Raw genomic sequence first — 26,866 nt, 5'->3', positions numbered from 1 at the left:
GGTCGAGCCAATCGCGGACGCAATGGCCGGCGAAGCGAGCATCGCAAACCAAAGGAGCACGACAATGAACCGCATTGCAAGGGCAACCGTCATCGGCGCTCTTTCCGCCCTGACCTTCGGCGGCATCGCGCAAGCCGCGAGCGTCGAGATGAACTGGCCAAAGCAGATCGAGCAGACGGTGCGCGGTTTCAAGGGCAACAAGCTCAGGATTGTCAATGTCGACACGCTAAGCCGGCAAGACCAGACCCGGAGCTGGATTGACGAAGCCACGCCGCAGCAGCGTGCCGCGCTGCATTCTGCGGTCCAATCCAACAAGCCTCTTGTCGCCAAGCTGAAGGCGCATGACGTCGAGTTGAACAATATCGCCGGCGCCGAGCAAGCTGCCGATGGCGGGCTGACGATCTATCTCCGCTGAGCCTCATACAGAGCCGCGCGTCTTTTCAGGCGCGCAAAGCGGTCCGCCCTCCACGGGGGCGGACTGTTTTGGCGGCAGTGGCGAGCAATCACTCCGGCTTCGGAGCGGGAAACTCCGCCAGGCGCGCCGCATAGCGGGCCATCGTATCGACCTCGAAATTGACGAGATCCCCGGCCTCGCGCTCTCCCCAAGTGGTGACTTCGAGCGAGTGGCGGATCAACAGCACATCGAACTCGGCGCCGTCGACCTTGTTGACGGTGAGCGAAGTGCCGTCGAGCGCCACTGACCCCTTCGGCGCGACGAAACGGGCAAGGTGGTCCGGCACTCGCAGCCGGAAGCGCACGGCGTCGCCTTCCTGCTCCACGGCAAGGATCTCCGCGACGCCGTCGACATGGCCGGAGACGATATGACCGCCAAGCTCGTCGCCGATTCTCAGCGACCGCTCGAGATTGATTCGGGTGCCCTCCCGCCAAGCGCCGATGGTCGTGAGCCTCAGCGCCTCCTCCCATGCCTCGGCTTCGAACCAGCGCCCGTTGCTGCCGGCCGCCGGCAGTCCCGTCACCGTCAGACACACGCCGGCATGGGCTATGGAGGCGCCCATGTCGATCGTCTGAGGATCGTAATTGGTGGCGACGCGAAGCTTGATCCCCTCGCTAAGCGGCGTGACCTTCTCAACCGTGCCGATGTCGGTGATTATGCCTGTGAACATCCGGTATCTCTCTCGTATTCCTCGAAAATGTCGTCACCGTAACGCGCTGTACGCCGGAGCGTAAAGCCGGGCGGAACGGACGTCCGTTCAAATGGTGATCTGATGCCCCTGTCGCCAATGGCTGCCGGACCGGTAAAGAGCAGGATGCGGTCGACCAGATCGGCAACGAGAAAATCGCGAGCGGCACGGGCGCCGCCCTCGACCAGGAGCGAAGAAATGCCACGGGAGGCGAGTGCCGTCAGAAGGTCGGCTATGGAGTCCGCACCGATGACCTCGACGCCGGCCGACTCCAGCGCGGCTCGGCGAGCGGGATAATCGCCCCTTCTCCCCGCCTCGCCCCCCTCACGGGAAGAAGGGAAACTGGCATCGTCCGCCACCACGATGAGCGGCACGTCGCGTGCCGAGCGCACCAATTTCGACTCGATCGGCAGTTCCAGGCGCCGGTCGAGCACGATGCGAACGGGGGAGCGCTTCTCAAGACCGCCGAGCCGCACCGTCAGTTTCGGATCATCGGCACTGGCCGTACCGACACCGACAAGGATCGCGTCGGTTTCGGCGCGCAGGACCTGTACCTGCGCACGGGAGATCGCGCCGGTGATTCTGACCTGACCCTCCCCCTCCTTACCGATCATGCCGTCGGAGGAAACGGCAAGTTTCAGAATCACATGCGGGCGTTTGTTGCGCTGACGCATGAGATAACCCTCCAGCACCCGCTCGCCCTCCTCACTCAGAATGCCGAGATCGACATCGACGCCAGCCTCGCGCAGCCTCACCACGCCGCGCCCAGCGACACGTTCGTCGGGGTCGAGAATGCAAACGACGACGCGGGCCACGCCTGCGGCGACGAGCGCGTCGGCACAAGGCGGCGTTCTGCCGTGATGCGAACAGGGTTCGAGGGTGACGTAGGCCGTTGCCCCCCTCGCCTCTTTGCCGGCCTCCGCAAGCGCCTGCGTCTCCGCATGGGGGCGTCCGCCCGGCGCCGTCGCGGCGCGGCCGACGATCACACCGTTCTTGACGATCACGCAGCCGACGGATGGGTTGGTAGACGTGAGGCCGACGTTCTGCCGAGCGAGACGCAGCGCCGCCGCCATGAATCTTTCGTCTTCATGCACCGGCTCGTTCATGCGCCTTCCTCTCCGCCTCCAAAGCAGGTCCCGCGAAAGTATCCCACGGTTTTGCGATCAGGACCTGCGGCAAACAAAGCAAATCCAAGCAGACCGTCGTGGGTGTGCCCAACAAAAAATCTGCTTAGGCTATTCCCCGGGATCGCGCGCGATCTTGGCGCTGATCTCCGCGATCACCTTCTCGAAATCTTCGGCGTGGGAAAAATCGCGATAGACGGAGGCGTAGCGGACGAAGGCGACGTCGTCCAAACTTTTCAGGGCCTCGAGCACCTGGAGGCCGATTTCCTCCGAGTGGATCTCCGTCTCTCCGGAGCTCTCCAGACGGCGGACAATGCCGGACACCGCCCGCTCGATCCGGTCACGGTCGACCGGGCGCTTCCTGAGCGCGATCTCGAAGGATCGCAAAAGCTTGTCCCGGTCGAAAGGCACCTTCCGACCGGTCTTCTTGATGATCATCAACTCGCGCAGCTGCACCCGCTCGAAGGTCGTGAACCGGCCGCCGCAATCCGGGCAGATGCGGCGGCGGCGAATGGCGTTCCCGTCCTCGGCCGGACGGGAGTCCTTCACCTGGCTGTCTTCTGAACCACAATAGGGGCAGCGCATGCGGCCTTCCGATTACATGTAGCTGTACATGGGGAAGCGATCGGTGAGCTTTACCACCTTCTCGCGGACGGCCGCTTCGACGGGGGCATTGCCCTCGTCGGAATTTGCAACCTTGAGGCCATCGAGGACTTCGACGATGAGCTCGCCGATTTCCTTGAATTCCGCCTCCTTGAAGCCGCGCGTCGTGCCGGCCGGCGCGCCGAGGCGCACGCCCGAGGTGACGAAGGGCTTTTCCGGGTCGAAGGGGATGCCGTTCTTGTTGCAGGTGATGAAGGCGCGGCCGAGCGCGGCTTCGGCACGCTTGCCCGTCGCGTTCTTCTTGCGCAGGTCCACCAGCATCAGGTGATTGTCGGTACCGCCCGAGACGATATCGAGACCGTTGGCCTTCAGCGTTTCGGCAAGGGTGCGGGCGTTCTTGACGATCTGTGCCGAATATTCCTTGAAGGAGGGCTGCAGAGCTTCACCGAAAGCGACGGCCTTGGCAGCGATCACATGCATCAGCGGACCGCCTTGCAGGCCCGGGAAGACGGCCGAGTTGATCTTCTTGGCGATCTCCTCGTCATTGCTGAGAATCATGCCGCCGCGAGGACCGCGCAGCGACTTGTGCGTGGTCGTGGTCGCGACATGGCAATGCGGGAACGGCGAAGGATGCTGGCCGCCTGCAACGAGACCGGCGATATGCGCCATGTCGACCATCAGCCAGGCACCGACCTCGTCGGCAATTTCACGGAAGCGCTTCCAGTCCCAGATGCGCGAATAGGCGGTTCCGCCGGCGATGATCAGCTTCGGCTTGTGCTTGCGCGCCTTCTCGGCAACGTCGTCCATGTCCAGCAGATGGTCGCCTTCGCGCACGCCGTAAGAAACGACGTTGAACCACTTGCCCGACATGTTGACCGGCGAACCATGGGTGAGGTGACCGCCGGAATTGAGGTCGAGGCCCATGAAGGTGTCGCCCGGCTGCAGCAGCGCCAGGAACACCGCCTGATTCATCTGCGAGCCCGAATTCGGCTGCACGTTGGCGAAATTGACGCCGAAGAGCTTCTTGGCGCGCTCGATCGCGAGTTCCTCGGCGATGTCGACGAACTGGCAGCCGCCGTAATAGCGTTTGCCCGGATAGCCCTCGGCGTATTTATTCGTCATGATCGAGCCCTGGGCCTCGAGCACGGCGCGCGAAACGATGTTTTCGGAGGCGATCAGTTCGATCTCATGGCGCTGGCGGCCGAGTTCCTTCTCGATCGCACCGAAGATTTCCGGATCGCTATCGGCGAGAGAGCGGGTGAAAAAGGCGTCGTTGGTTTGTGCAAGCATCGGCTCGAGGCTCCTCTCAAGGGTGGGTGTTCCTTTATCTTCCTCGCACGGCGAGGGCAATATCCGCTATGCGGATTGCGCCATTTCCACCTTCCGGGGCGCACAAATTTCAAGGCATAACTCATACGAAGCCGCGCCCCTTGGAAGAGGCGCGGCCTTATGGATGAAAGAAAGGATTTGCTTATTGCGGCAAGGCGTCCGCGTCGATCGGGCCGGCCGATTGCTCGATTCCCGTCGTAGTCTGCAGGGCGAGTTCGGCCGCGCCGTCGCGCTGGTAGATATCGTCGCGGAACTGGACCACGCGATCCTTCGCCGACCAGGCAGTGACGTAGGTGAAATAGACCGGCACCTCTTCGGCGAGCTTGATCGGCGTGTTGACGCCCGATTTGATCGTCGATTCGATCTGCTGGCGGGACCAGCCCGGCGTTTCCTTGAGCAGCCAGGTCGAAAGGTCACGCACGTTCTGCACGCGTACGCAGCCGGAGGATTCGAAGCGCATAAGCTTGTTGAACAGGCCCTGCTGCGGGGTATCGTGCATATAGACCGCGTGCTCGTTATGGAAGTTGATCTTCGTCGAGGACATCGCGTTGATCTTGCCCGGATCCTGCCGGAACATCAGGTTCGGCGCCTTTTCCGCGTTCCAGTCCACCGTTTCCGGCGAAACCTCATTGCCGCTGGCATCCAAGAGGCGAATCGCATTGCGCTCGAGATAGGTCGGATCCTTGCGCATCAGCGGCATGATGTCCTTCTGGACGATCGAACGCGGCGCGGTCCAATAGGGATTGAGGATGACCTCGTAGATCTTAGAATTGAGGATCGGCGACTGCCGGTCGATCTTGCCGACGACGGCGGTGTGGCGCAGCGCGACGCGGCCGTTTTCGACCGCCTCGATATAGGCCGCGGGGATATTGACCATGACATAGCGCCGGCCGAGATCGCCCGACATGGACTGCAACCGCACGAGGTTGGTCTCGAGCTGTGCCAGCCGGGTTGTGGCGTCGACGTTGAGCGCCTTCAGCGTGAACTCACCGATCACGCCGTCCGCCGGCAGCCCGTGACGTGCCTGGAAGCGCTTGACCGCGCCGTCGACGTAGGAATCGAACGCGGAGGAAATGCCGGCCGCGCGCGGCAGGTCCCCGGAGATCATCAGGCGTTGCCGCAATTGCTGGACGGCGGGGTCGTTGGCCCCGAGTTCCAACCGCACCGTCGACGGGGGCGTGACCATCGGCCAGCCGCCGGCGGCGACGATCTGCTGATAGTCGAAGATCGCCTGCTGAACATGCGCGATCGTCTCCGGTCCGAAGACCGGCGTGTTGGAGAGGACTGCCGTCGCCGTGCGCGAGGCCTTTGCGTCGAACTGGTCGTCCCAGGAGCCGCGGCGCGGCGAATTGATGAGCTCGTCCAGCGCCGTCTGCGCATAGGCAGACCCCGCCCATGCCGCGGCACCGAACGTTACGGCCGAGCGCAGAAATGCGCGACGCGAGTGAGCATCAATTCCGTTCTTTTTCGACATAGTCCCTACCATCTCAATGCGTCGAAACGCGCTGCCCGAGCGCTGCAGCGCCGCGCATCCTTCAGACGCGCAACGGCCCTGCCGCCCTTGAACTGCTGCATGTCTGCTTGAACGAGGCCGATTCAAGCAGGCATGCAGTAGCATGAACATGGTTAACAAAGGTTAACCCGCAAGCCCCATCCGGCCTCTAGCCCCCTCACGATCATGCGAGCGAGAGCCATGCCGGCCGGAGAATGGCGAAGAATCGCAGTCGTTAACGAGACCTGCCGCATGCCTGCGTCGCTGTCACAGCAATATGGCCAATTCGTGTCTCGGCGCCCCAATGGGGACGGGCTCGGCGGAGGGATGCAGCAATCGGTGCGGCAAGATTCAGCAAAGGTCGGACACGCAGGGATTGTGCCCGACCTTTGATGCTGGAGGGTGGGTTATCGCCTGATCAGAGGCGATACATGATACTGTCGTTCCAGAAGCGATCCAGGCGCTGCAGGAGCTTGTTCATCTGTGTGAACTCCTCGGAGCCGATGCCGCCGACCTTGTCGATCGAGCCGATATGACGCTCGTAGAGCTTGGCGACGGTTTCGGCGATCTCCTGGCCCTCCTCCGTCAGGCTGATGCGAACCGAACGGCGGTCGACGCGGGAGCGTTGGTGGTTGATGAGACCAAGATCGACGAGCTTCTTCACATTGTAGGAAACGTTCGAGCCGAGATAGTAACCACGGGAACGAAGCTCGCCGGCGGTCAGTTCTGAATTGCCGATATTGAAGAGCAAGAGCGCTTGGACGGCGTTGACGTCGCTGCGCCCCTGGCGATCGAACTCGTCCTTGATGACGTCCAGCAGGCGCCGATGCAGACGCTCGACGAGGTGAAGGGATTCCAGATAGAGACCACGGATCGTCTCGTCCTGGAGATCGCTTTGGGGGGCTTTGGGCGCTGCGGCCTGCGGCTTCATTTTCGTGTTCATTTTCGTGCCTCACTGTTTCGTTTGGCGGTGTCTCTTTGTTTTCCCGCCTTGAGTGAGACCCTATCGAATACGTATAAAATTCTACTTAAACCGCAGCCTTAACATGTACTTACCATGGGCGGAGCCTGTCTCAGGGTGAATCAACCCTTACCTTCCGCGCCTGGCGCAGCCGCTGGTAAAAAAGCACGGCACGAAAGAGAACGAACGTGACGGCGACACTCCCGTGCAGCAGGAGCAGGAGCGGTCGCGTGCCGAAAATGCCCGGATAGAACTCGTACATCGCGATTTCGACCGCGGCGGCGAGGACCCAGACCACCGGGCCCCAGGAGACGAACAGCCACAGCCCGATGGCCGCGACCGGATAGACCACGGCAAGTGCCGTCGCGGCGGCGCGCCATTGAGGCGGCAAAAGATCGAAACGGCCGGCACCGCCATGGGAAAAGCCGATCAGCATCGCCCAGTATTCGAGCGCGAACCAGAAACAGGCGACGGACACCATGCGCAGAAACCAGCCGAAAAGAATTTCGGCAAGCGATGGCTTCGGCACATGCTGAGAATCATGAAGCATGGGCGGCAAGATAGGCCGAGCGCCTTCGGTGCACCAGCGCGAAGGACGGGAAGGCGGCTCCGGTCACACGTCTGCAAACGAAAAATGCCGCAGGCACGCGGCTCGCAATGCGGTTTTCAACCCGGTCAGGCGCGTGATAAACCGCCTTCACGGACAGAGACGAAGGAAAGGCGCCAAGCGCGATGAACGACAGCACAAATCTTGTGGACAGGATCACCGGGCACCGCCGCATGCGCCGCAACCGCAAGGCGGACTGGTCGCGCCGGCTGGTGCAGGAAAACCGCCTCACCATCGACGACCTCATCTGGCCGATCTTCATCGTCCCGGGCAATGGCATCGTCGAGCCGATCGATGCGATGCCGGGAGTCAACCGAATGAGCGTCGACAGGGCGGTCGAGGCGGCGAAGGAGGCGGCCGATCTCGGCATTCCGGCCATCGCCACCTTCCCCAATATCGACGTGGCGCTGCGCGACGAGACCGGCTCGCACAGCCTCGCGCCCGACAACCTCATCAACCGGGCGACGCGGGCGATCAAGAAGGCCGTCCCCAATATCGGCGTCATCACCGACGTGGCACTTGATCCCTTCACCAGCCACGGTCACGACGGCATCCTGCGCGACGGCGAGATCGTCAATGACGAGACAGTGGAGACGATCGCCAGGGCGGCCGTGATCCAGGCGAATGCAGGGTCCGACATCATCGCCCCCTCCGAGATGATGGACGGGCGGATCGGCGCGATCCGCGAGGCGCTCGATGCGAGCGGGCACCAGAATGTCGGTATCATGTCCTATGCTACGAAATTCGCCTCCGCCTTTTATGGCCCCTATCGCGAGGCGATCGGCACCGGCGGACTGCTCAAGGGCGACAAGAAGTCCTACTATATCGACCCGGCCAACGGCACCGAGGCAATTCGCGACGCCGCGCTGGACGTCGAAGAGGGCGCCGACATGCTGATGGTCAAGCCGGGGCTTGCCTATCTCGACATCTGCTGGCGAATGAAGGAGGCCTTCGGCCTGCCGGTCTTCGCCTATCAGGTCTCGGGCGAATACACGCAGATCAAGGCAGCCGCCGCCAATGGCTGGATCGACGGAGAACGGGTAATGCTCGAAACGTTGCTCGCCTTCAAGCGAGCGGGCTGCGACGGCATCCTCAGCTATTTCGCCGTCGAGGCGGCGAAGATCCTCGCAAAGCGGTGACCCGGTCGACCGCGCATTGTTTTGTCGAAATCGTTCCCCATATGAATCGGGAACGATGCGAGGACTGAAATGAGCATGCACGATCAAGAACTCCGACTTCCTAGCCAGGACTGGCGCGCCTATCAGGGCGTGCTTTCTCGCCGGGTGTTTGCCTTCATCCTCGACTACGTGATCGTCGCTCTTCTTTGGATCCCGGCAGCGGTGGTCGTCTTCTTCATCGGCATTCTGACGCTCGGCCTCGGCTTCTTCCTGTACCCGATCCTCTTCGCGCTGGTGGCAATGCTCTATTTCGGGCTCACTGTCGGCGGACGCGATCAGGCGTCCCCGGGGATGAAGGTGATGGGCGTGGCGATCGCCCGCACCGACGGGCGGCCGATGGATTTCCTGACGGCCATCGTGCACCTGGCGATCTTCTGGATCGCCAATGCGCTGTTGACGCCGCTTATCCTGCTGCTCGGGCTCTTCACCGACCGCGGCAGGCTGCTGCACGATCTTCTGATCGGCACCGTCATGGTCCGGCGCGACATGTACTGATAGCCCGGGCAAGCCCGCCTGAGTTTGCTCGCGCTTTGCAGAACGAGTGTGTTGACGTTTTCTATTCTTCGGCCATCCTATGGCGATGAGCAGCCGCACGAAGAGTGACTCCCACGCTCGATGAACACGCAGACCACACCTTCTCCACAATTCTACCTGACCGCGCCGGCAGCGTGCCCATACCTGCCGAACGAAATGGAGCGGAAGGTCTTCACCCACATGGTGGGTGAACGGGCTCCCGAGCTCAACGATCTCCTGACGCAGGGTGGCTTCCGCCGGTCGCAGAACATCGCCTATCGTCCGGCCTGCGAAACCTGTCGCGCTTGCGTCTCCGTGCGCATCCTCGCCAATGAATTTGCGCCGACCCGGTCGATGCGCCGCGTGCTCGCCGGCAACGGGGACATCGTGTCCGCCGAATACCCGGCCGAGCCTTCGAGCGAGCAATACAACCTTTTCCGCCGGTATCTGGACCACCGCCACCAGAAGGGCGGCATGTCCGATATGTCCGTGCTCGACTATGCGATGATGGTCGAGGACACCCATGTCCACACGCACATCATCGAATACCGGCTAAGGGCCGATGGCGACGGGATCAGCGAAAGGGCCAGGGGTCCGCTCGTTGCCACGGCGCTGACCGACCGTATGGGCGACGGGCTGTCGATGGTCTATTCCTTCTTCGATCCGGCGCTCTCGTACCGATCGCTCGGCACCTTCATGATCCTCGACCACATCCGCAGGGCGAAGGAGCGCAGCCTGCCGCATGTCTATCTCGGCTATTGGGTCAAGGGCTCTCGGAAAATGGGCTACAAGACGAAATTTTTGCCGCAGGAGCATCTTATGGCGCGCGGCTGGGAGCGCTATACTGGCGATCCCTAACCCAGACAAACCTCCACGGACTGATCTTGCGCCCCTCTCCTGACGCGGCCCGGCACCGGCGCGGTCTTGCCATCACCGGCCTTGGCGGCCTTGCGCTTTCCTTCGACATTCCGCTGATCCGCCTGGCGAATGGCGAGGTCTGGTCGCTGCTCGCCTTGCGCAGCCTATCGACCTTCGCCATCGCCATTGTCGCCTGGTTCGTCATCAATCGCGTGCTGCGCCGGCCAATCGCGCTGATCCCCGGCAAGGCCGGTCTCATTGCCGGTCTCTTCTACGGCATCAACTCCTTCACCTTCCTGCTTGCCGTATTCAATACCTCGACCGCGAATGTCGTCTTCATCCTTGCATTCACGTCGATGTTCGCAGCGATGCTCTCCTGGATATTCCTGAAGGAGCGGCCCTCCCGCGCCACGCTCCTGACGATGGCCGTCATGCTTCTGGGAGTCGGAGTAATCGTCGCGGGCGGCCTCGAAAGCGGCCACTTCTTCGGGGATGCCATGGCCGCGTGCTCCGCCTTCCTGCTGGCAAGCGCCATCACCGTCAGCCGCGCCAGCGGTCGGGACATGGCTCTCGTGCCGCTGACGACGGCGATCTTTCCCGCACTCGCCGCTCTCCTTCTCCTGCCGACCAGCGGCTTCTCCGTCGCCGAGCCCGGTTACATTATCTTCAATGGTCTCGTCGTGATCCCCCTCGCCTTCTTCTGTCTGGCGACGGGGCCGCGCTACCTCTCAGCGCCGGAGGTCGGCATGTTCTATCTCCTGGAGACTGTGCTGGCACCGATCTGGGTGTGGATCGTCTTTTCCGAGACGCCCACTGACCAGACGCTCGCCGGCGGTGCGGTCCTGGTCCTTGCTTTGGTCGGCCATTCTCTCCTGCAGATGCGCAAGATGGCAAAGCCGCAGCATTCCTGTCCGGAGCTACCGCTTGCCGGTTAGCGCACCGGCCCGAAATCCTACCCGATTTTCGGGCTTGATGCGCAGATTCAGACACAGCGATCCTTTGCGCGTCTGATAAGACGCGCGGCGCTGTAGATGCCCGCCTCAAGTCTCCTGCATCTGCGAGCGCATCGCCCAGAGTTCGCGGTTGGTGTTGATCCACTCGGCAGCAATTTCCAGCGGCGCAGGATTGGCTGCGACAAGCTCGCCTTCGCCCTGCGGGCGCCGAGAAATCAACTCCGCCTCTTCGAGAATCCTCATATGCATTGAAAGCTCGTCCCGTCGAACACCGACAGCAGTGGCGATATCCGCGTCGGAGGCCTCGCCGGCGAGCAGGACTTCGAGTATGCGGCGGCGCGTCGGGTCGGCGAGCGCCAGCAGGGTGTCGTCAAGGGCCGAAATCATCGCGTTCCTCTCTCCGGGCGCAGGATCCCCCGCGTCTCGTCGGACTTCAGGAATCATGGAACAAAGAGTGATGGCGCCCCTACCGGAAAGTCCCGCCTCGAGAAAAAGACGGGGGCGCTGTCATTCAACATGACGCGGCAACCTATAATTTCAAGATGCCGAATCTTGCAGTCAGCCGCTAAAGCGGCCGCTGCGCGGGAAACCCTTGGGAACGACACGGCCGGCACCGGCACGGTCGCCGAGCCATTCGAGCAGTTCATCCTTGGTCTTGGTGAAGACCCGGCCGGCGCTGTCTTCCCAGGTGAGGCCGTCCGCGATGGCGAAGCAGCGAATGTCGGAAATTCCGCCGTCCTTGTAGCGCTGCAGGCGTACGCCCTTGCCGCGCGCCATTTCCGGGATCTGCACCAAGGGGAAGACGAGCATCTTGCGGTTTTCGCCGACGACCGCGACGTGATCGCCCCTCACGGGAATCACGAGTTTCGCCTCGTCCGGCATGGCGACATTCATCACCTGCTTGCCCTTGCGGGTATTGGCAACGATCTCGCTCTCGGTGACGACGAAGCCGTTACCGGCTGCGGACGAGACGATGAGCTTGCGCATCGGATCATGCACCAGCGCCGTCAGCACATCCTGATCGGTTTCCATGTCGACCATGATGCGCAGCGGCTCGCCGTGGCCGCGCCCGCCCGGCAGCTTGTCGCCGCCGAGCGTATAGACCTTGCCACCGGTGGTGAAGATAAGGATCTTGTCCGTCGTCTGCGCGGGAAACGCGACCTTCAGAGCGTCGCCGTCCTTGAACTGCAATGAGGACGTGTCCGAGATGTGCCCCTTGAGCGCCCGGATCCAGCCCTTCTCCGAGATGACGACGGTGATCGGTTCCTTCTCGATCATCGCCTGCTGGATGGCCTCGACGTCGGCCTCGGGCGCATCGGCGAAGGTGCTGCGCCGCCTGCCGATGTCGGTCGCCTTGGCGAACTTCTTCTTGACCTCGCCGATCTCCCAGGCGACGGCCTGCCATTGCTTCTCATCCGAGGCGAGAAGAGCTTCGATCTCGGCCTTCTCCTTGGAGAGCGCATCGAACTCGGTGCGGATCTCGAATTCTTCGAGCTTGCGCAACGAGCGCAGCCGCATATTGAGGATCGCTTCGGCCTGGACGTCCGTCAGCCCAAAGCGCTCGATCATCACGGCCTTCGGCTCATCCTCCTCGCGGATGATGCGGATGACCTCGTCGATGTTCAGATAGGCAATAAGATAGCCGCCGAGAATCTCCAGCCGCCGTTCGATCGCGGCGAGCCGGTGGCGCGACCGGCGCTGCAGCACTTCGCGGCGGTGCGCCAGCCATTCGCTCAGCACCTCGTTCAGCGCCATCACGCGCGGCACCCGGCCCATCGAGAGGACGTTCATATTGAGCGGAACGCGGCTTTCGAGCTCCGTCAGTTTGAAGAGCGACTCCATCAGGATATTGGCATCGACGGTGCGGCTTTTCGGCACCAGCACGACGCGCACATCTTCGGCCGATTCGTCGCGGACGTCCTCGAGCAACGGCAGCTTGCGCGCCACGAGCAACTCGGCGATCTTTTCGATCAGCCGCGACTTCTGCACCTGGTAGGGGATTTCCGTGACGACGATCTGATAGCCGCCACGGCCCAGATCCTCCACGCTCCAGCGGGCGCGCACGCGGAAGCCGCCGCGGCCCGTGCGGTAGGACTCGATCACGCTGGCGCGGCTTTCGACGATGACACCGCCGGTCGGGAAGTCCGGCCCCTCGATCCCGCCGCGCTGAGGATTGGCCGGATCGAACAGAAGCTCCTCCACAGTCGCATTCGGGTGGCGGATGAGATGGAGCGCCGCGTCGCAGAGCTCATGCGCATTGTGCGGCGGGATCGATGTCGCCATGCCGACGGCGATACCGGAGGCGCCATTGGCGAGCAGGTTGGGGAAGGCGCCGGGAAGCACCGTCGGCTCCTGGTCCTCCTCATTGTATGTCGGGCGGAAGTCGACCGCGTCCTGGTCGATGCCCTCGAGGAGGAGAGCCGCAACCTCGGTCATCTTGGCTTCGGTGTAACGATAGGCGGCAGCGTTGTCGCCATCGATATTGCCGAAATTGCCCTGTCCGTCGACGACCGGGTAGCGCTGGGAGAAATCCTGCGCGAGGCGCACCAGCGCGTCATAGACGGACTGGTCTCCATGCGGATGGAACTTACCGATGACGTCGCCGACGATGCGCGCGCATTTCTTGAACGAGGAATTGGGCCTCAGCCCCATCTCGCTCATGGCGTGGATGATGCGGCGGTGGACCGGCTTCAACCCGTCGCGGACATCCGGCAGCGCCCGGTGCATGATGGTCGACAGCGCGTAGGCGAGATAGCGCTCTTCCAGCGCTGCCTTGAGGTCAACCGGCTGAATGTTGTCGTCCCCGCCAGATGGCGGCAAAAGGCTTTGTCCCATATGCCCTTGCTAGCGCACCGGACCCGCCGCGGCAAGGATTCCGAGGAAATCGCACTGTGGAGAACCTCGCCCTCGCCTTGCCTTACACTCGTCCCGGAGGCATTGCGGCTTACCTTCCGGAAAGCATGATGCGTCATGCATGACGCATGATATCCGGCGGCAATATAAATTTGTCGGGTTTCGTATTAGGGTCGGGCGTGACCGATTGGGACTGAGGGAGAGCGAGTGCCGCAAACGCAACGCACGCATCGGAATGCGCCTGTACGGAAAGGCCGGCGAGGGTTCGCCGGCGGCGTTTCCGCGGCCATTGCCGTACCGGTTTGACGGAAGGCGCCAACATCGCTCAGATTGCAACGGGCAACTCCGGATACGACTTCACAACGAATCATTTTTTCAAAGGAAATCCCACATGATGCACGCGCGCACGATCCGCCTGATGATGGCCAGCGCCGCCGTTCTTACGCTTGCCGGCCCGGCCTTTGCCGTGGACGGCGCGGACATGATGAAGAAGCTGAGCGCCGCCCTCGAACTCAACGGGTCCAAACTCAGCTTCGACAAGGCGGAGGCCGACGGCGATACCGTCACCGCCACGGGCGTCAAGCTGCAGGTGGCGACCAAGTCCGGCCAATCCCTCAATATTGGCGAGGTGACGTTCGAGGGCGTCGAGGAAATGGACGATGGCGGCTACCACGCCGAGACGGTCTCCTTTCCCGACGTCGATGCGACGGACGGAAAGGACGCAATCTCCCTCAAGGATATCGTCATCGGTGGGCTTGAGATCCCCGGCAATCCGTCGGGCGACACCATAGACGATATCCTTCTCTACGAATCGTTCAGCACCGGGCCGCTCGTGCTGACGGTGAAAGGCAGGGAGGCCTTCACCATCGCAAGCATGGAGGGCAATCTGACGCGGCAGGAGAACAATGCCGGGTTCGACTTCGATGCCACGATCGCCGGCGTGCAGGCGGACCTCTCCGAAATGGACGACGCCAAGGCGAAGGAAGCGATCGAGAAGCTCGGCCTGGAGCAGATCGACGGCGAAATCACCATGAAAGGCAGTTGGGAACTGCAGAGCGGCAACCTCGCAGTCGAGGAATACGCCCTGGATTTTCAGAATATCGGGCGGCTGAATATCACGATGGACTTTTCCGGCTACACGCTCGAGTTCCTGAAATCGATGCAGGAAGCGGTCAAGGCCGCCGAGGCAAACCCGAACAAGGAAGAGGCGGAGCAGGCAATGGGCCTTGCCATGCTCGGCCTGATGCAGCAACTGACGTTCAACAGCGCCTCGATCCGTTTCGACGACGCATCGATAACGAGGAAGGCGCTGGATTTCGCGGGCGGCCAGCAGGGCGTCACCGGCGAGCAACTGGCGCAGTCGCTGAAGGGACTGGTACCGATCATGATGGCGCAACTCAACCTGCCGGAACTGCAGAACCAGGTGACTGCGGCCGTCAATGCCTATCTCGACAGCCCGAAGAGCTTGACCATCAGCGCCGAACCGGAAAACCCGGTGCCGTTCCCGATGATCGTCGGCGCGGCCATGGGCGCGCCGAATACAGTTCCCTCCGTTCTGGGCGTGAAGGTGACAGCGAACGACTGATTGCCGCTGCTTCCGACAACCAAGTTCGAGCCCGGCCCTGGCGCCGGGCTTTTTTTCATCCCGACAATTGATGCTATGATGGCGCGCTTGATGCATGCAGGCGGCTGCCTATCTATTGTCTGGGTTGCCGAAAGTCGTGCATCGCCCGACCGATGAAACGGAAGGAGTACGCCATGGGACTGAAGCAGTCGGATATCACCGCTATCCTCGGCCCGGTCGACGAGACTCTGATGGCCGAACTTCTTGCAACGGGCGCGACCGCAAGTGAGCTTGCCGAAGCAATCGCTTGGGTCAACAATGACGAGGCCCTTATCGGCGAGGGCCGCCATCTTCCTGCCGGCCGCGTTGCGGCGCTGATCGACATCCTGACGCCCGACGACGTCGAAGAGTGAGGACAAGTTTACGCCTCGAAGCGGGTTGCTTCCGGGGCCCAGGCGAGAATGCCATAAGGTGCGGACCGGCTGCCTGTGCGGCCGGACGCGGAGGAACGGTAAGGTTTCCGTGTTGAGGGAGGCGCACATGGCTGCCAAAGACGTCAAGTTCAGTACCGATGCTCGCGACCGCATGCTGCGCGGCGTGGATATCATGGCCAATGCCGTCCGGGTGACGCTCGGCCCGAAGGGACGAAACGTCGTGATCGACAAGTCCTTCGGCGCGCCGCGGATTACCAAGGATGGCGTCTCCGTAGCCAAGGAAATCGAGCTTGAGGACAAGTTCGAGAACATGGGCGCGCAGATGCTGCGCGAGGTGGCCTCGAGGACGAGCGACGTCGCCGGCGACGGCACGACGACTGCGACCGTGCTCGCCCAGGCGATCGTTCGGGAAGGCGCCAAGGCCGTTGCTGCCGGCATGAACCCGATGGATTTGAAACGCGGTATCGACCTCGCCGTCGACGCGATCGTCAAGGAACTCAAGGGGCACGCCCGCAAAGTCTCGAAGAACGAGGAAATCGCTCAAGTCGCGACGATTTCGGCCAATGGCGATGCGGAAATCGGCCGCTATCTCGCCGAGGCGATGGAGAAGGTCGGCAATGAAGGGGTGATCACCGTCGAAGAGGCCAAGACCGCCGAAATCGAACTCGAAGTAGTCGAGGGCATGGAATTCGATAGAGGCTATCTCTCGCCTTACTTCATCACCAATCAGGAGAAGATGCGGGCGGAACTGGAAGACGCCTATATCCTGATCCACGAGAAGAAGCTCTCCAACCTGCAGGCGATGATTCCGATCCTGGAATCGGTGATCCAGGCCGGCAAGCCGCTCCTGATCATCGCCGAAGACGTCGAGGGCGAAGCACTCGCCACGCTCGTCGTCAACAAGCTCCGCGGCGGACTGAAGATCGCCGCCGTCAAGGCGCCCGGCTTCGGCGACCGCCGCAAGGCTATGCTGGAGGATATCGCGATCCTCACCGGCGGCACCGTCGTTTCCGAAGATCTCGGCATCAAGCTTGAGAACGTTACAATGGACACGCTCGGACGGGCGAAGCGCATCATGGTCGAGAAAGAGACCACGACCATCGTCGACGGCGCCGGCAGCAAGGAGGATATCCGTGGCCGCGTCGCCCAGATCAAGGCGCAGATCGAGGAAACGACCTCCGACTATGATCGCGAAAAGCTGCAGGAGCGGTTGGCAAAGCTCGCGGGCGGCGTCGCGGTGATCCGTGTCGGCGGCTCGACCGAGATCGAGGTGAAGGAAAAGAAGGACCGTGTCGACGACGCGCTGCACGCGACGCGCGCGGCGGTCGAAGAAGGCATCCTGCCGGGGGGCGGCGTCGCACTGCTCAGGGTGGTCAAGGTGCTCGGCAGCGTGCCCACGGCCAATGACGACCAGCGCGTCGGCGTCGAAATCGTTCGCCGGGCGGTCGAGGCACCGGTCCGCCAGATCGCCGAGAATGCCGGCTCCGAAGGATCGATCATCGTCGGCCGGCTACGCGAGAAGGCGGACTTCTCCTATGGCTGGAACGCCCAGACGAACGAATTCGGCGACCTCTTCGAAATGGGCGTGATCGACCCGGTCAAGGTCGTGCGCGCGGCGCTGCAGGACGCAGCCTCCGTTGCCGGCCTTTTGGTGACCACCGAAGCGATGATCGCCGAAAAGCCGAAGAAGGACGGGCATGCACCGATGCCACCGGCACCGGGCATGGACTTCTGAACGAAATGCCTATCGAGCCTGGATGCCGCCAGGCTCCCTTTTCACGTCCCCATCCGTCAAACACCTCGAAGAGGCTACTGCATGTCTCCTAATCTAGGGACAAAGACATGCAGCAATTTAAAGTGCTGCAGCGACCTTTTGCGCGTCTGATAAGACGCGCGGCGCTGTGGGCCTGGGCTCGTCAGGCAAGCCAGCGATCGCGATGCGCTTGTCTTCGCGGGGACCGGCTGGCGTCCAATTGAATAAATCGAATTCTTTGATATAGAAGGTCGGCAGGATCGTCATTCGTATCAGATCGGAGCCCCATGAGTCGCAATTTTCTTGTCGTCGACCCGGAGGAAGGCATGCCGATTCTGAAAGGGCTGGCCTCCCCCGCAAGGGTCGCTGTCTTGAAGCTGCTGCACGAGCAAGGGCCCCTGAACGTCAACGAGATTGCCGATATTCTCGATATGCCGCAGTCGAGCGTGTCGACAAACGTTCAGATGCTGGAGGAGGCGGGGCTCATCCGCACCGAGGCGCAGAAGGCGCGCAAGGGCAACCAGAAGGTCTGCCACAGCGTCTATGACGAGGTCCTTGTCGTCTTCAAAAATGATATCAAGGAAACCGAACCGGACGCGATCGAAGTGTCGATGCCACTCGGGCTCTATACGAGCGTCGAGGTGACCGCCCCTTGTGGGCTGTGCTCGGTCGACGGCATTATCGGCCTGCTCGACGTCCCCGACACGTTTCTCGATCCCGACCGCATGAAGGCGGCACTCATCTGGTTCACGCGCGGCTATGTCGAGTATCAGTTTCCCAACAATGCGCGACTGACGAATACCAGCATTCGCGAGGTCGAATTCGTCATGGAGTTGAGCTCGGAAGTGCCCGGAACCAGTGCCGACTGGCCTTCCGACATTACGCTGACTGTCAACGGCGTCGACATCGGCACCTGGACCTCTCTGGGTGATTTCGGGGACAAACGCGGGGTTTTCACGCCCGATTGGTGGAAACTCAAGGGCTCTCAATACGGCAAGCTCAAGAGCTTCAGGGTCAATGACGACGGCGCCTTTGTCGATGGGCTGCGTATCTCCAATGTCAAGCTCGCGGACCTGAAGGTCGAAGAACATCACTCAATCCGGCTTCGCGTCGGCGTACGCGACAATGCCCGCCACCCCGGCGGTATCAACATCTTCGGCCGCGGCTTCGGCAACTACGGGCAGGACATCCTGTTGCGCCTCCAGAGGCGCTGAGAGCGCACGGCTCAAATTTCGCCTCTTGACCAACGTCAAAGCTTCCGCTTAGTTATCTCAATTTGTGATATGAATCATGGATTATGATTCACTAGGAGGAGAAGCATGAAGGCTGCGGTTACGGCGCACAGCAAATATACTATCTCGGATATCGATCCCCGCCTTTACGGCTCCTTCATCGAACACCTCGGCCGCGCCGTCTACACCGGCATCTACGAACCCGACCATCCGGCCGCCGACGAGAACGGCATGCGCCGGGACGTGATCGACCTCGTCAGGGAACTCAAGGTTCCGATCGTCCGCTATCCGGGTGGCAATTTCGTTTCCGCTTATAACTGGGAAGACGGAATCGGGCCGAAGGAGAGCCGGCCGACCCGCCTCGATCTCGCCTGGCACACCTCAGAGAGCAACCAGGTCGGCATCCATGAATTCGCCGAGTGGTGCGCGGCCGCCAACACCGAGATGATGCTCGCCGTCAATCTCGGCTCGCGCGGGCTCGACGACGCGCGCAACTTCCTCGAATACGTCAATCACCCGTGCGGCAGCGAATGGAGCGACAAGCGTCGCACCAATGGCCGCGCCGAACCCTGGGGCGTCAAGCTTTGGTGCCTCGGCAACGAGATGGACGGCCCCTGGCAGATCGGCCACAAGTCCGCGGACGAATATGGCAGGCTGGCGCACGAGACCGCCAAGGCGATGCGCGCTTTCGACAGTTCGCTCGAGCTCGTCGTCTGCGGCTCCTCCAATGCGCATATGCCGACATACCCCGAGTGGGAAGCGACCGTTCTCGATCACACCTACGACGAGGTCGATTACATCTCGCTGCATATGTATTTCGAGAACCGCGGCAAGAACACCGCCAACTATCTCGCCCGCAGCATCGAGCTCGACAACTATATCGGCACCGTCGCCGGCGTGATCGCCTATATCAAAGCGAAGAAGCGCTCGACCAAGGACATCTACATCTCTTTCGATGAATGGAACGTCTGGTACCATTCCAAGGAGCGCGACAAGGCGACACTTGCGGGCGCCCATGGCTGGCCGCATGCACCAGCCCTGCTCGAGGATGATTACAATTTCGAGGACGTGCTTCAGGTCGGCTGCATCCTCAACACGTTCATCAACCGCGCCGACGTCGTGAAGATCGCCTGTCTGGCACAACTTGTAAACGTCATCGCTCCGATCATGACGGTGCCGGGCGGCCCGGCCTGGCGTCAGACGATCTTCTATCCCTATTATTTCGCCTCGGTCTTTGGCCGCGGGACGGCGCTCAAGCTGCATGTCGACAGCCCGACCTATCGGGTCGACGGTCTCGGCGACGTGCCGTATCTCGATGTCTCGGCCGTCCACGACGCGGACCAAAAAGCCATCACCTTCTTCATCGTCAACCGGCACCACACGGAAACGCTCGATCTCGATGTCCGCCTGATCGAGTTTGGCGCGCTGACGATTGTCGATGACCAGGTGCTCGCCCATTCGGACATCAACGTCACCAACACGGCCAAAAGGCCGGACAACGTGGTCCCGAGGAAGGGAGACGGTGCCGTGGCTTCGGATGGGAGACTCGGCGCCAGGATTCCGCCCCTCTCCTATCGCATGATTCGACTGCAAGGATTACTATCATAATATTTGATATGTATCGTAAATGGTTGACAGCATAATTGTATGATTTAATGTCGGGGACAGGCTCGACGTGCCGCTAGGAGGAGAAGATGGGAGCCAGCGCTTCTGTTTTGGCACTATCGCTGACGGGTCGGGGCTCGCCAAACGACGCGAAAATCAAGGCGTCCGGCGTGTTTCGGCCAAACGTTATCAGGTTTTCCTGTTCTGACTGCCCGAGCGGAGCGGCAGGATGACGGCCCAAATCGACATCCAGAATGTCAGCAAGCGCTACGGCTCGCTGACCGTCCTTGACGACCTGTCGCTGTCGATCAGGGCCAATGAGTTCATGGTCTTCCTGGGGCCCTCGGGCTGCGGCAAGTCAACGCTTCTGCGCATGATCGCCGGTCTCGATAGCGTCGACGAGGGAACGATCGAAATCAACGGCCAGCGCATCGACAATCTGCCACCGGGAAAGCGCGACATCGCCATGGTGTTCCAGAGCTATGCGCTCTACCCGCACATGACCGTCGCCGACAACATGGCCTTCGGACTGCGCAACATCAACGTGCCGGCCGATGTCATTTCCGCCCGCGTCGCGGAAGCCGCACGCATGCTGGAGATCAGCCATTTGCTCGAACGAAAGCCCGGCCAGCTTTCCGGCGGCCAGCGCCAACGCGTCGCGATCGGCCGCGCCATCGTCAAGGAGCCGAAGGCCTTCCTATTCGACGAGCCGCTCTCCAATCTCGATGCGGCGCTGCGCGTGCGCACCCGCGTCGAGATCGCGCAGCTTCGCAACCGCGTCAAATCGACGATGGTCTTCGTCACCCACGACCAGATCGAGGCGATGACGCTCGCCGATCGCATTGTCGTCATGAACAATCGCAAGGTCGAGCAGATCGGCACGCCGATGGAGATCTATTCGCGGCCGGCAAGCCGCTTCGTCGCGACCTTCGTCGGCTCGCCGACGATGAACTTCCTGCCAGTCAGCCTTTCGAACCAGGGAGGCTTTGTTCGAGCCAGATTGCCGGACGGGACCGAACTCCAGACTGCGATCCCTCTTGCCGGCATTGACGGCAGCGAGCACGCGCTCGGCATTCGCGCCGAGGCGGTCAAGCTCGCGAATGGCGGGACGGCGACGACCACGGGCAAGGTCGACGTGATCGAAAGGCTCGGCGACCGCACGCTGCTCTACACTCGCCTCAAGGAGGGAAGCGTCATCGTCGCCGAGGATATCGGCAATAGCCGCGCCGCGATCGGTGACGAAATTGCGCTTTCGCTCGACGGCGTCCGCACCCATCTTTTCAACACCGAGGGTCGGGCCTGGCACAATGAGGAGGCGGGCCATGGCTGAGGCGGCCCTCCCCGGCAGCAGTTCGACCGCGAGCGCAGCCGCTCGGCGGGCGGTGCAAAACATCAATGCACCGCTTTGGCGCAACGCCATCTTCATCGCGCCCTACCTCCTCTTTTTCGTGACGCTGCTCGTTGTGCCGCTCTTCTGGGGAATTTGGCTCAGCCTGCACAAGGCCGATGCCTTCGGTACCGGGCGGTTCGTCGGCCTCGACAATTATCTTCGGCTCTTCAGGGACAAGATCTTCCTCCAGGCCGTCGGTAATACATTTTATTTCGTTTTCCTGACCGTTCCCGCGCTTGCCCTCATCGGCCTCTTCCTGGCGCTGGCGCTCAATCGCAAGACCAAGACAGCGGCAGCGCTCCGCGCCGTATACTTCTCGTCGTCGGTGCTGTCGGTGACGATCGTGACGCTGATCTGGCGCATTGTCTTCATCGGCAATTTCGGGCTGCTCGCCACCATCTACGGCTGGTTCGGTGCAACCGCGCCGGCATTCCTCTCCGATCCGAAGCTGACAATGATCGGGATTGCGATCGCGACCGTATGGTGGTGCATCGGCCTGCCGATGATGCTGTTTCTCTCAGCCCTGCAGCAGGTGCCTCAGGAGATCTACGAGGCTGCGGCGCTCGACAATGCGAGCCGCTGGCGCACACTTTGGCACATCACCCTGCCCTCGATCCGGCGCACCTTCGTCCTGGTGATCATCATCGAGATCGTCCTGCAGTTTCAGCTCTTCGGGCAGGCGCGGCTCATGACCCAGGGCGGCCCCAACAACGTCTCGAAGCCGATCGTGCTCTATATCTACGAAGCCGCCTTTACCAAATGGGATCTCGGGCTTGGCGCCGCAGCATCCGAGATCCTCTTCATCCTGATCATGATCGCAGCGCTCGCGCAGTACTTCATCTCGCGTCGAAAGGGAGTAGAAGGATGAGCTCCGTCTCTTCCGGCATGGTCGGGCGCTCAACCGGCGATCGCATCATCCTGATCCTCGCGATCAGCCTTGCGCTTCTGATGATGGCGCCGATCGCCTGGGTCGTCGCGATGTCGCTCAAGGACAACAAGGAGTTGATGACGGATATGAACTCCGTCTTCCATGCGCCGTATACGATCATCAACTACATCAATATCCTCGCGACATCCTCGGTCTTCCGCTGGATCCTGAACAGTGTGATCGTCTCGGGCACGCTGACGATCTTCACGCTGGTCCTCTCATCGCTCGCCGGCTACGGCTTTGCTCGATTGAACTTTCCTTTTCGCAATACGCTGTTCGTCATTGTGCTGCTCGGACTTGCCGTTCCAGAGCAGGCGGTGCTGATCGCCCGCCACCAGCTCTTCAGCTGGCTGAAATTTCACAACACCTATCACGGGCTGATTCTGCCGGGCCTGGCGGCACCCTTCGGCGTGTTCCTGATGACGCAATATTTTCGCGCCATTCCGAAGGAACTCGACGAAGCAGCACTGCTCGACAATGCCAGCCGCTTCAAGATCTTCTGGAAGGTGCTCCTACCGCTCACGCTGCCCGCTCAGGCGACCCTCGGGATCTTCACCTTTCTGACTTCGTGGAACGACTACTTGTGGCCACTGATCTCCGGCACGAAGAAGGAAATGTACACGCTAACGATCGGCATCGCTTCGAGCCAGACGAACTTCGCGCAATCGGAAGGGCTGGGCTTCCTGATGTCGCAAGCGGTGTTCGCAGGCGCGCCGATCCTTATTCTCTACCTGTTCTTCCAGAAATACATCGTGACGGCCGTCTCCGGCGCCGCCGTGCGCTGAAGACTTTCTATCGATGGGTCGCAACCGGCTCTCGGGAGGAGGGCCAAACTGGGTCTCGATACCCGAAGGAGGAGATGGAAATGACGCATACCCTGCGCAGATTTATGCTGACGGCCGCCTCGGTGCTCGCCCTCACCGCGGCGGCGCCCGCGCTGGCGGCAACGGAACTCACCGTGCAGCGCTTCTTCGGGGCGTGTGATGCGGAATTCGGCACCAACACCGATGCCAGCAAGGCCGTCGGAGAATGCGGCATCATGACGTCGCTGATCAACAAGTTCAATGCCGACAATCCAGACGTGCACGTGACCGTGACCACCGTCGAATGGCCGGGTTACGACCAGCTCACGGCGCAGTTTGCAGCCGGCGACCCGCCGGACATCGTGACGATCCACCATTCCGTCCTCGGCGACTACCAGTCCAAGGGCCTGCTGATGGGGCTCGACGACCTTCTGAAGTCGGTCGGCGTCGCACCCTCAGACTTCACCGAAGCAAGCCTCAGCGGCGTCACGAAGGACGGCCAGATCTATGCCTTGCCGATCGACAACTGGACGATGCTGTTCCACATCAACATGGACCTCTTCAAAAAGGCCGGCCTCGTCAATGCCGACGGCACGCCGAAGCTGCCGACCAGCGTCGATGAACTGATGGCCCAGGCCAAAGAGTTCAAGGAGAAGACCGACAAACCCTATTTCGTCCAGAACCTGGCGAACGAGGTCGCGCTCTATACTCGCAACCTCTACACCTATCTCTTCCAGCAGGATTCCGGTGCCTTTGCCGATCCCAAGCTGGTGAAAATCAATACGCCCGAGGCCAAAAAGGTCCTCGAAATGTACAAGGCGATCTACGACAACGACTACACGACAAAGGACATGGACTATGCCGCCGGCATCAATGCCTTCCTCGCCGGCGAAGGCGGTGTGCATTTGAACGGCACATGGGTAATCGGCGACTATACGGCCTCCTCGGAAACGCCCGGGACGGCACTCAATGCGGGCGGTTATGCCGTCTATCCCTACCCGCAGCTCTTCTCCGGCAAAAAGGCGCAATATGCGGACGGCCACAGCTGGGCCGTCTCGCAGAAGGATCGCACACCAGAGGAAGAAGCGGCGATCGGCAAATTCCTGAAGTTCTTCAACGACAACGACTTCGAATGGTCGCGCACCGGCCACCTTCCGGCGGTGAAGGCCGTGCTTGGGTCGGAGGAGTTCAAGGCACTGCCGCATCGCGACACGATCTCGGCCGTCGCAACGCTTGGTACGCCGCTCCCGTCGACCGTGCAGCGCCAGTTCGCCATCCAAGACATCATCGGCCAGGAGATGAATGCGGCGGTCACCGGTCAGAAGGAGATCGACGCAGCTCTGGCAGACATGGAGTCCCGCATCAACGACCTGCTCGCCAATATCTAGGCCCGCGTTCTCCGAGCATCGGGGGCGATCTCGCCCCCTCATCCGGCCTGCCCATCCTCCGCAGCAGCTCAGCTGGAGCTGCGGAGGGTGGACCGGCCACCGTCTCCCCGCAAGCGGAGCGAAAGAGACTCGCGGCGCCGATTGGCGCACACCCACATCGCCGGGGGACATGCTGCCGGTGCACCTCGCCCCGCTTGCGGCGAGACAGTTATTAGTTCTCGGGTCAAACCAGGTCAAACCCGAGGAGAGGAGCAATCGGGCACTTGCTGCGCCAGCGCCGGGTTTTCTCAATTCGCCCGGGCGAAATTCAGTCCTTCTTCTGCGGGATTGGACGGATCGACAGTTCCCGCAGTTGCGCGGGCGTCGCCGGCGACGGCGCGCCCATCAGAAGGTCGACCGCCTGCTGGTTCATCGGGAAGAGGGAGATCTCGCGCAGGTTCTTGGCGCCGACCAGCAGCATGACGATGCGGTCGATGCCGAAGGCCATGCCGCCATGCGGCGGAGCGCCGTACTGGAAGGCGCGGTAGAGGCCGCCGAACTGCTCTTCCACATCCGCCTGGGTGAGGCCGACATTCTCGAAAGCCTTGACCATCAACTCCGGCGACTGGTTACGGATCGAGCCCGACGCGATCTCAAAGCCGTTGCAGACCATGTCGTACTGGAACGCCTTGGTCGAAAGCAGGTCGTCGCCCGAGAGCGCCCCGAGGCCGCCCTGCGGCATGGAGAAGGGGTTGTGGGCGAAGTCGACGCGCTTTTCGTCCTCGTTCCATTCGTAGAACGGGAAGTCGACGATCCAGCAGAGTTCGAAGCGGTCACGGTCGACGAGGTTCAGTTCCTCGCCGGCCCGGCTGCGGGCTTCGCCGGCAAACTTGTAGAACTTGGCGGGCTCACCGGCGACGAAGAAGCAGGCGTCGCCATCCTCGAGGCCGAGCTGCGTGCGGATTGCGTCCGTGCGCTCCTCGCCGATGTTCTTGGCGAGCGGACCGGCGCCTTCCAGCTTTTCGCCTTCCTTGCGCCAGAAGATGTAGCCTAGGCCGGGCTGGCCCTGGCTCTGGGCCCAGCTGTTCATGCGGTCGCAGAAGGCGCGGCTGCCGCCGGTCTTTGCCGGAATCGCCCAGATCTCCACCTTCGGGTTGGAGGCGATCATGTTGGCGAAGACCTTGAAGCCGGAGCCGGCGAAATGTTCGGTGACTTCCTGCATTTCGATCGGGTTGCGGAGGTCCGGCTTGTCGGAGCCGTATTTGCGGATCGCCGTGTCATAGGGGATGCGCGGGAATTTCTCCGTGACCGGCTTGCCGCCTGCGAAATCCGCGAAGATCGAGCGGATCATCGGCTCCATCGTGTCCCATACGTCTTCCTGCTCGACGAAGCTCATCTCCAGGTCGAGCTGGTAGAATTCGCCGGGCAGGCGGTCGGCGCGCGGATCCTCGTCGCGGAAGCAGGGTGCGATCTGGAAGTAGCGATCGAATCCGGCGACCATCAGAAGCTGCTTGTACTGCTGCGGCGCCTGCGGCAGCGCGTAGAAGCTGCCGGGGTGAAGGCGGCTCGGAACCAGGAAGTCGCGCGCACCTTCCGGCGAGGAGGCGGTCAGGATCGGCGTCGTGTATTCGGTGAAGCCGATCTCGTTCATGCGCCGGCGCATGGCGCCGATGATCTCGGTACGCTTGACGATGTTCTTGTGCAGCGTCTCGCGGCGCAGATCGAGGAAGCGGTACTTGAGGCGGACGTCTTCCGGATAGTCCGGCTCTCCGAAGACCGGCAGCGGCAATTCCTTGGCGGCCGAAAGCACCTCTATCTCGCCGGCATAGAGCTCGATCTCGCCGGTCGGCATGGTCCTGTTGATGGTTTCATCGGTACGGGCCTTGACCGTGCCGTCGACGCGGATCACCCATTCGCCGCGCACCGTCTCGGCCATCTTGAAGGCCGGGGAATCCGGATCGGCGACGACCTGGGTCACGCCGTAGTGGTCGCGCAGGTCGATGAAGAGCACGCCGCCATGGTCGCGGACGCGGTGAACCCAGCCGGAAAGGCGAACGGTGGAGCCGACATCCGACTTGCGGAGGGCGGCACAGGTGTGGCTGCGGTAACGGTGCATCGTCTAGTCCTGGAAATCGCAAAGACCGCGCGGGGCTCGCAAAGGCGGCGCGCGGCGGCAC

General features: G+C 61.9%; 24 protein-coding genes. 14 read left to right on the top strand and 10 right to left on the bottom strand.

Annotated elements, in window-relative coordinates; genetic code table 11:
- Positions 1–64: 64 nt before the first annotated feature.
- A complete protein-coding gene (locus SJ05684_RS04105; protein ID WP_034854342.1) occupies positions 65–415 on the top strand; it encodes a hypothetical protein in 351 nt (116 codons plus the stop codon).
- A gap of 88 nt (positions 416–503) precedes the next feature.
- Here SJ05684_RS04105 and SJ05684_RS04100 read toward each other — a convergent pair whose 3' ends face one another.
- The 7 genes from SJ05684_RS04100 to SJ05684_RS04070 all read right to left on the bottom strand — a co-directional run bounded on the left by SJ05684_RS04100 (position 504) and on the right by SJ05684_RS04070 (position 7,201).
- Entirely contained in the window at positions 504–1,124 is a 621-nt protein-coding gene (locus SJ05684_RS04100; protein ID WP_034854182.1) for a riboflavin synthase, read from the bottom strand.
- On the bottom strand, positions 1,109–2,248 hold the full coding sequence (ribD, locus tag SJ05684_RS04095; RefSeq protein WP_034854183.1) for a bifunctional diaminohydroxyphosphoribosylaminopyrimidine deaminase/5-amino-6-(5-phosphoribosylamino)uracil reductase RibD: 1,140 nt from the start codon (positions 2,246–2,248) through the stop codon (positions 1,109–1,111). Before ribD ends, SJ05684_RS04100 begins: the two co-directional genes overlap by 16 nt.
- Positions 2,249–2,377: 129 nt before the next feature.
- Complete coding sequence (nrdR, locus tag SJ05684_RS04090) at positions 2,378–2,851, bottom strand: transcriptional regulator NrdR (RefSeq protein WP_028000007.1); 474 nt, start codon at positions 2,849–2,851, stop codon at positions 2,378–2,380.
- Between the two features lie 12 nt (positions 2,852–2,863).
- Positions 2,864–4,159, bottom strand: coding sequence for a serine hydroxymethyltransferase (gene glyA, locus SJ05684_RS04085; protein WP_095694203.1), 1,296 nt, complete (start codon positions 4,157–4,159; stop codon positions 2,864–2,866).
- 181 nt (positions 4,160–4,340) lie between these two features.
- Positions 4,341–5,672 (bottom strand): L,D-transpeptidase family protein, encoded by a 1,332-nt coding sequence (locus SJ05684_RS04080; protein ID WP_034854185.1) that lies wholly within the window; start codon positions 5,670–5,672, stop codon positions 4,341–4,343.
- A 436-nt stretch (positions 5,673–6,108) separates the two neighbouring features.
- The gene (ldtR, locus tag SJ05684_RS04075; RefSeq protein WP_034854186.1) at positions 6,109–6,633 is read right to left on the bottom strand and encodes a transcriptional regulator LdtR; all 525 of its coding nucleotides are present in this window, start codon (positions 6,631–6,633) and stop codon (positions 6,109–6,111) included.
- 130 nt (positions 6,634–6,763) lie between these two features.
- Entirely contained in the window at positions 6,764–7,201 is a 438-nt protein-coding gene (locus SJ05684_RS04070; RefSeq protein WP_034854187.1) for a DUF6163 family protein, read from the bottom strand.
- A gap of 182 nt (positions 7,202–7,383) precedes the next feature.
- On the opposite strand from SJ05684_RS04070, the gene hemB reads away from it, so the two are divergent.
- The 4 genes from hemB to SJ05684_RS04050 all read left to right on the top strand — a co-directional run bounded on the left by hemB (position 7,384) and on the right by SJ05684_RS04050 (position 10,742).
- Complete coding sequence (gene hemB / locus SJ05684_RS04065; protein ID WP_034854188.1) at positions 7,384–8,397, top strand: porphobilinogen synthase; 1,014 nt, start codon at positions 7,384–7,386, stop codon at positions 8,395–8,397.
- Positions 8,398–8,466: 69 nt separating this feature from the next.
- Complete coding sequence (locus SJ05684_RS04060) at positions 8,467–8,931, top strand: RDD family protein (protein ID WP_034854189.1); 465 nt, start codon at positions 8,467–8,469, stop codon at positions 8,929–8,931.
- 120 nt (positions 8,932–9,051) lie between these two features.
- On the top strand, positions 9,052–9,807 hold the full coding sequence (locus SJ05684_RS04055) for an arginyltransferase (protein ID WP_034854190.1): 756 nt from the start codon (positions 9,052–9,054) through the stop codon (positions 9,805–9,807).
- Positions 9,808–9,833: 26 nt separating this feature from the next.
- Positions 9,834–10,742, top strand: coding sequence for a DMT family transporter (locus tag SJ05684_RS04050; RefSeq protein ID WP_034854191.1), 909 nt, complete (start codon positions 9,834–9,836; stop codon positions 10,740–10,742).
- Between the two features lie 105 nt (positions 10,743–10,847).
- On the opposite strand, the gene SJ05684_RS04045 is transcribed toward SJ05684_RS04050, so the two are convergent.
- Positions 10,848–11,147: an ArsR/SmtB family transcription factor gene (locus SJ05684_RS04045; protein WP_034854192.1), complete on the bottom strand. Its 300-nt coding sequence runs from the start codon at positions 11,145–11,147 to the stop codon at positions 10,848–10,850.
- 171 nt (positions 11,148–11,318) lie between these two features.
- On the bottom strand, positions 11,319–13,595 hold the full coding sequence (parC, locus tag SJ05684_RS04040) for a DNA topoisomerase IV subunit A (RefSeq protein ID WP_034854193.1): 2,277 nt from the start codon (positions 13,593–13,595) through the stop codon (positions 11,319–11,321).
- 409 nt (positions 13,596–14,004) lie between these two features.
- Between parC and SJ05684_RS04035 the strand changes: the two genes are divergently transcribed.
- The 9 genes from SJ05684_RS04035 (at position 14,005) to SJ05684_RS03995 (ending at position 24,710) form a co-directional block, all read left to right on the top strand.
- On the top strand, positions 14,005–15,198 hold the full coding sequence (locus SJ05684_RS04035) for an aq_1923 C-terminal domain (RefSeq protein ID WP_034854194.1): 1,194 nt from the start codon (positions 14,005–14,007) through the stop codon (positions 15,196–15,198).
- A 173-nt stretch (positions 15,199–15,371) separates the two neighbouring features.
- On the top strand, positions 15,372–15,590 hold the full coding sequence (locus SJ05684_RS04030) for a hypothetical protein (protein WP_034854195.1): 219 nt from the start codon (positions 15,372–15,374) through the stop codon (positions 15,588–15,590).
- Positions 15,591–15,717: 127 nt separating this feature from the next.
- A complete protein-coding gene (gene groL, locus SJ05684_RS04025; protein ID WP_034854196.1) occupies positions 15,718–17,346 on the top strand; it encodes a chaperonin GroEL in 1,629 nt (542 codons plus the stop codon).
- A gap of 305 nt (positions 17,347–17,651) precedes the next feature.
- Entirely contained in the window at positions 17,652–18,578 is a 927-nt protein-coding gene (locus SJ05684_RS04020) for an ArsR/SmtB family transcription factor (protein ID WP_034854197.1), read from the top strand.
- Between the two features lie 105 nt (positions 18,579–18,683).
- Entirely contained in the window at positions 18,684–20,204 is a 1,521-nt protein-coding gene (gene arfA, locus SJ05684_RS04015) for an arabinosylfuranosidase ArfA (protein ID WP_034854198.1), read from the top strand.
- A gap of 226 nt (positions 20,205–20,430) precedes the next feature.
- On the top strand, positions 20,431–21,531 hold the full coding sequence (locus SJ05684_RS04010; protein ID WP_034854199.1) for an ABC transporter ATP-binding protein: 1,101 nt from the start codon (positions 20,431–20,433) through the stop codon (positions 21,529–21,531).
- Positions 21,524–22,459 carry a carbohydrate ABC transporter permease gene (locus SJ05684_RS04005; RefSeq protein ID WP_034854200.1) on the top strand — a complete coding sequence of 312 codons (936 nt, stop codon included), beginning with the start codon at positions 21,524–21,526 and terminating at the stop codon, positions 22,457–22,459. The genes SJ05684_RS04010 and SJ05684_RS04005 overlap by 8 nt, the downstream gene beginning before the upstream one ends.
- The gene (locus SJ05684_RS04000; protein WP_034854201.1) at positions 22,456–23,304 is read left to right on the top strand and encodes a carbohydrate ABC transporter permease; all 849 of its coding nucleotides are present in this window, start codon (positions 22,456–22,458) and stop codon (positions 23,302–23,304) included. The genes SJ05684_RS04005 and SJ05684_RS04000 overlap by 4 nt, the downstream gene beginning before the upstream one ends.
- 80 nt (positions 23,305–23,384) lie before the next feature.
- Complete coding sequence (locus tag SJ05684_RS03995) at positions 23,385–24,710, top strand: extracellular solute-binding protein (RefSeq protein ID WP_034854343.1); 1,326 nt, start codon at positions 23,385–23,387, stop codon at positions 24,708–24,710.
- A gap of 307 nt (positions 24,711–25,017) precedes the next feature.
- Here SJ05684_RS03995 and aspS read toward each other — a convergent pair whose 3' ends face one another.
- Positions 25,018–26,805 carry an aspartate--tRNA ligase gene (gene aspS, locus SJ05684_RS03990; RefSeq protein ID WP_034854202.1) on the bottom strand — a complete coding sequence of 596 codons (1,788 nt, stop codon included), beginning with the start codon at positions 26,803–26,805 and terminating at the stop codon, positions 25,018–25,020.
- Positions 26,806–26,866 lie beyond the last annotated feature (61 nt).

Source organism: Sinorhizobium sojae CCBAU 05684, assembly GCF_002288525.1.
In the GTDB taxonomy this organism is placed as follows: domain Bacteria; phylum Pseudomonadota; class Alphaproteobacteria; order Rhizobiales; family Rhizobiaceae; genus Sinorhizobium; species Sinorhizobium sojae.
The sequence above is the reverse complement of the archived record's forward strand: the minus strand, read 5'-3'. Positions and strand labels throughout refer to the sequence as shown.

What these genes read in the sequence shown, in the direction of transcription:
- SJ05684_RS04105 (WP_034854342.1), top strand. Translation starts at nt 65, where the DNA reads ATGAACCGCATTGCAAGGGCAACCGTCATCGGCGCTCTTTCCGCCCTG.
- SJ05684_RS04100 (WP_034854182.1), bottom strand. Translation starts at nt 1,124, where the DNA reads ATGTTCACAGGCATAATCACCGACATCGGCACGGTTGAGAAGGTCACG.
- ribD (WP_034854183.1), bottom strand. Translation starts at nt 2,248, where the DNA reads ATGAACGAGCCGGTGCATGAAGACGAAAGATTCATGGCGGCGGCGCTG.
- nrdR (WP_028000007.1), bottom strand. Translation starts at nt 2,851, where the DNA reads ATGCGCTGCCCCTATTGTGGTTCAGAAGACAGCCAGGTGAAGGACTCC.
- glyA (WP_095694203.1), bottom strand. Translation starts at nt 4,159, where the DNA reads ATGCTTGCACAAACCAACGACGCCTTTTTCACCCGCTCTCTCGCCGAT.
- SJ05684_RS04080 (WP_034854185.1), bottom strand. Translation starts at nt 5,672, where the DNA reads ATGTCGAAAAAGAACGGAATTGATGCTCACTCGCGTCGCGCATTTCTG.
- ldtR (WP_034854186.1), bottom strand. Translation starts at nt 6,633, where the DNA reads ATGAACACGAAAATGAAGCCGCAGGCCGCAGCGCCCAAAGCCCCCCAA.
- SJ05684_RS04070 (WP_034854187.1), bottom strand. Translation starts at nt 7,201, where the DNA reads ATGCTTCATGATTCTCAGCATGTGCCGAAGCCATCGCTTGCCGAAATT.
- hemB (WP_034854188.1), top strand. Translation starts at nt 7,384, where the DNA reads ATGAACGACAGCACAAATCTTGTGGACAGGATCACCGGGCACCGCCGC.
- SJ05684_RS04060 (WP_034854189.1), top strand. Translation starts at nt 8,467, where the DNA reads ATGAGCATGCACGATCAAGAACTCCGACTTCCTAGCCAGGACTGGCGC.
- SJ05684_RS04055 (WP_034854190.1), top strand. Translation starts at nt 9,052, where the DNA reads ATGAACACGCAGACCACACCTTCTCCACAATTCTACCTGACCGCGCCG.
- SJ05684_RS04045 (WP_034854192.1), bottom strand. Translation starts at nt 11,147, where the DNA reads ATGATTTCGGCCCTTGACGACACCCTGCTGGCGCTCGCCGACCCGACG.
- parC (WP_034854193.1), bottom strand. Translation starts at nt 13,595, where the DNA reads ATGGGACAAAGCCTTTTGCCGCCATCTGGCGGGGACGACAACATTCAG.
- SJ05684_RS04035 (WP_034854194.1), top strand. Translation starts at nt 14,005, where the DNA reads ATGATGCACGCGCGCACGATCCGCCTGATGATGGCCAGCGCCGCCGTT.
- SJ05684_RS04030 (WP_034854195.1), top strand. Translation starts at nt 15,372, where the DNA reads ATGGGACTGAAGCAGTCGGATATCACCGCTATCCTCGGCCCGGTCGAC.
- groL (WP_034854196.1), top strand. Translation starts at nt 15,718, where the DNA reads ATGGCTGCCAAAGACGTCAAGTTCAGTACCGATGCTCGCGACCGCATG.
- SJ05684_RS04020 (WP_034854197.1), top strand. Translation starts at nt 17,652, where the DNA reads ATGAGTCGCAATTTTCTTGTCGTCGACCCGGAGGAAGGCATGCCGATT.
- arfA (WP_034854198.1), top strand. Translation starts at nt 18,684, where the DNA reads ATGAAGGCTGCGGTTACGGCGCACAGCAAATATACTATCTCGGATATC.
- SJ05684_RS04010 (WP_034854199.1), top strand. Translation starts at nt 20,431, where the DNA reads ATGACGGCCCAAATCGACATCCAGAATGTCAGCAAGCGCTACGGCTCG.
- SJ05684_RS04005 (WP_034854200.1), top strand. Translation starts at nt 21,524, where the DNA reads ATGGCTGAGGCGGCCCTCCCCGGCAGCAGTTCGACCGCGAGCGCAGCC.
- SJ05684_RS04000 (WP_034854201.1), top strand. Translation starts at nt 22,456, where the DNA reads ATGAGCTCCGTCTCTTCCGGCATGGTCGGGCGCTCAACCGGCGATCGC.
- SJ05684_RS03995 (WP_034854343.1), top strand. Translation starts at nt 23,385, where the DNA reads ATGACGCATACCCTGCGCAGATTTATGCTGACGGCCGCCTCGGTGCTC.
- aspS (WP_034854202.1), bottom strand. Translation starts at nt 26,805, where the DNA reads ATGCACCGTTACCGCAGCCACACCTGTGCCGCCCTCCGCAAGTCGGAT.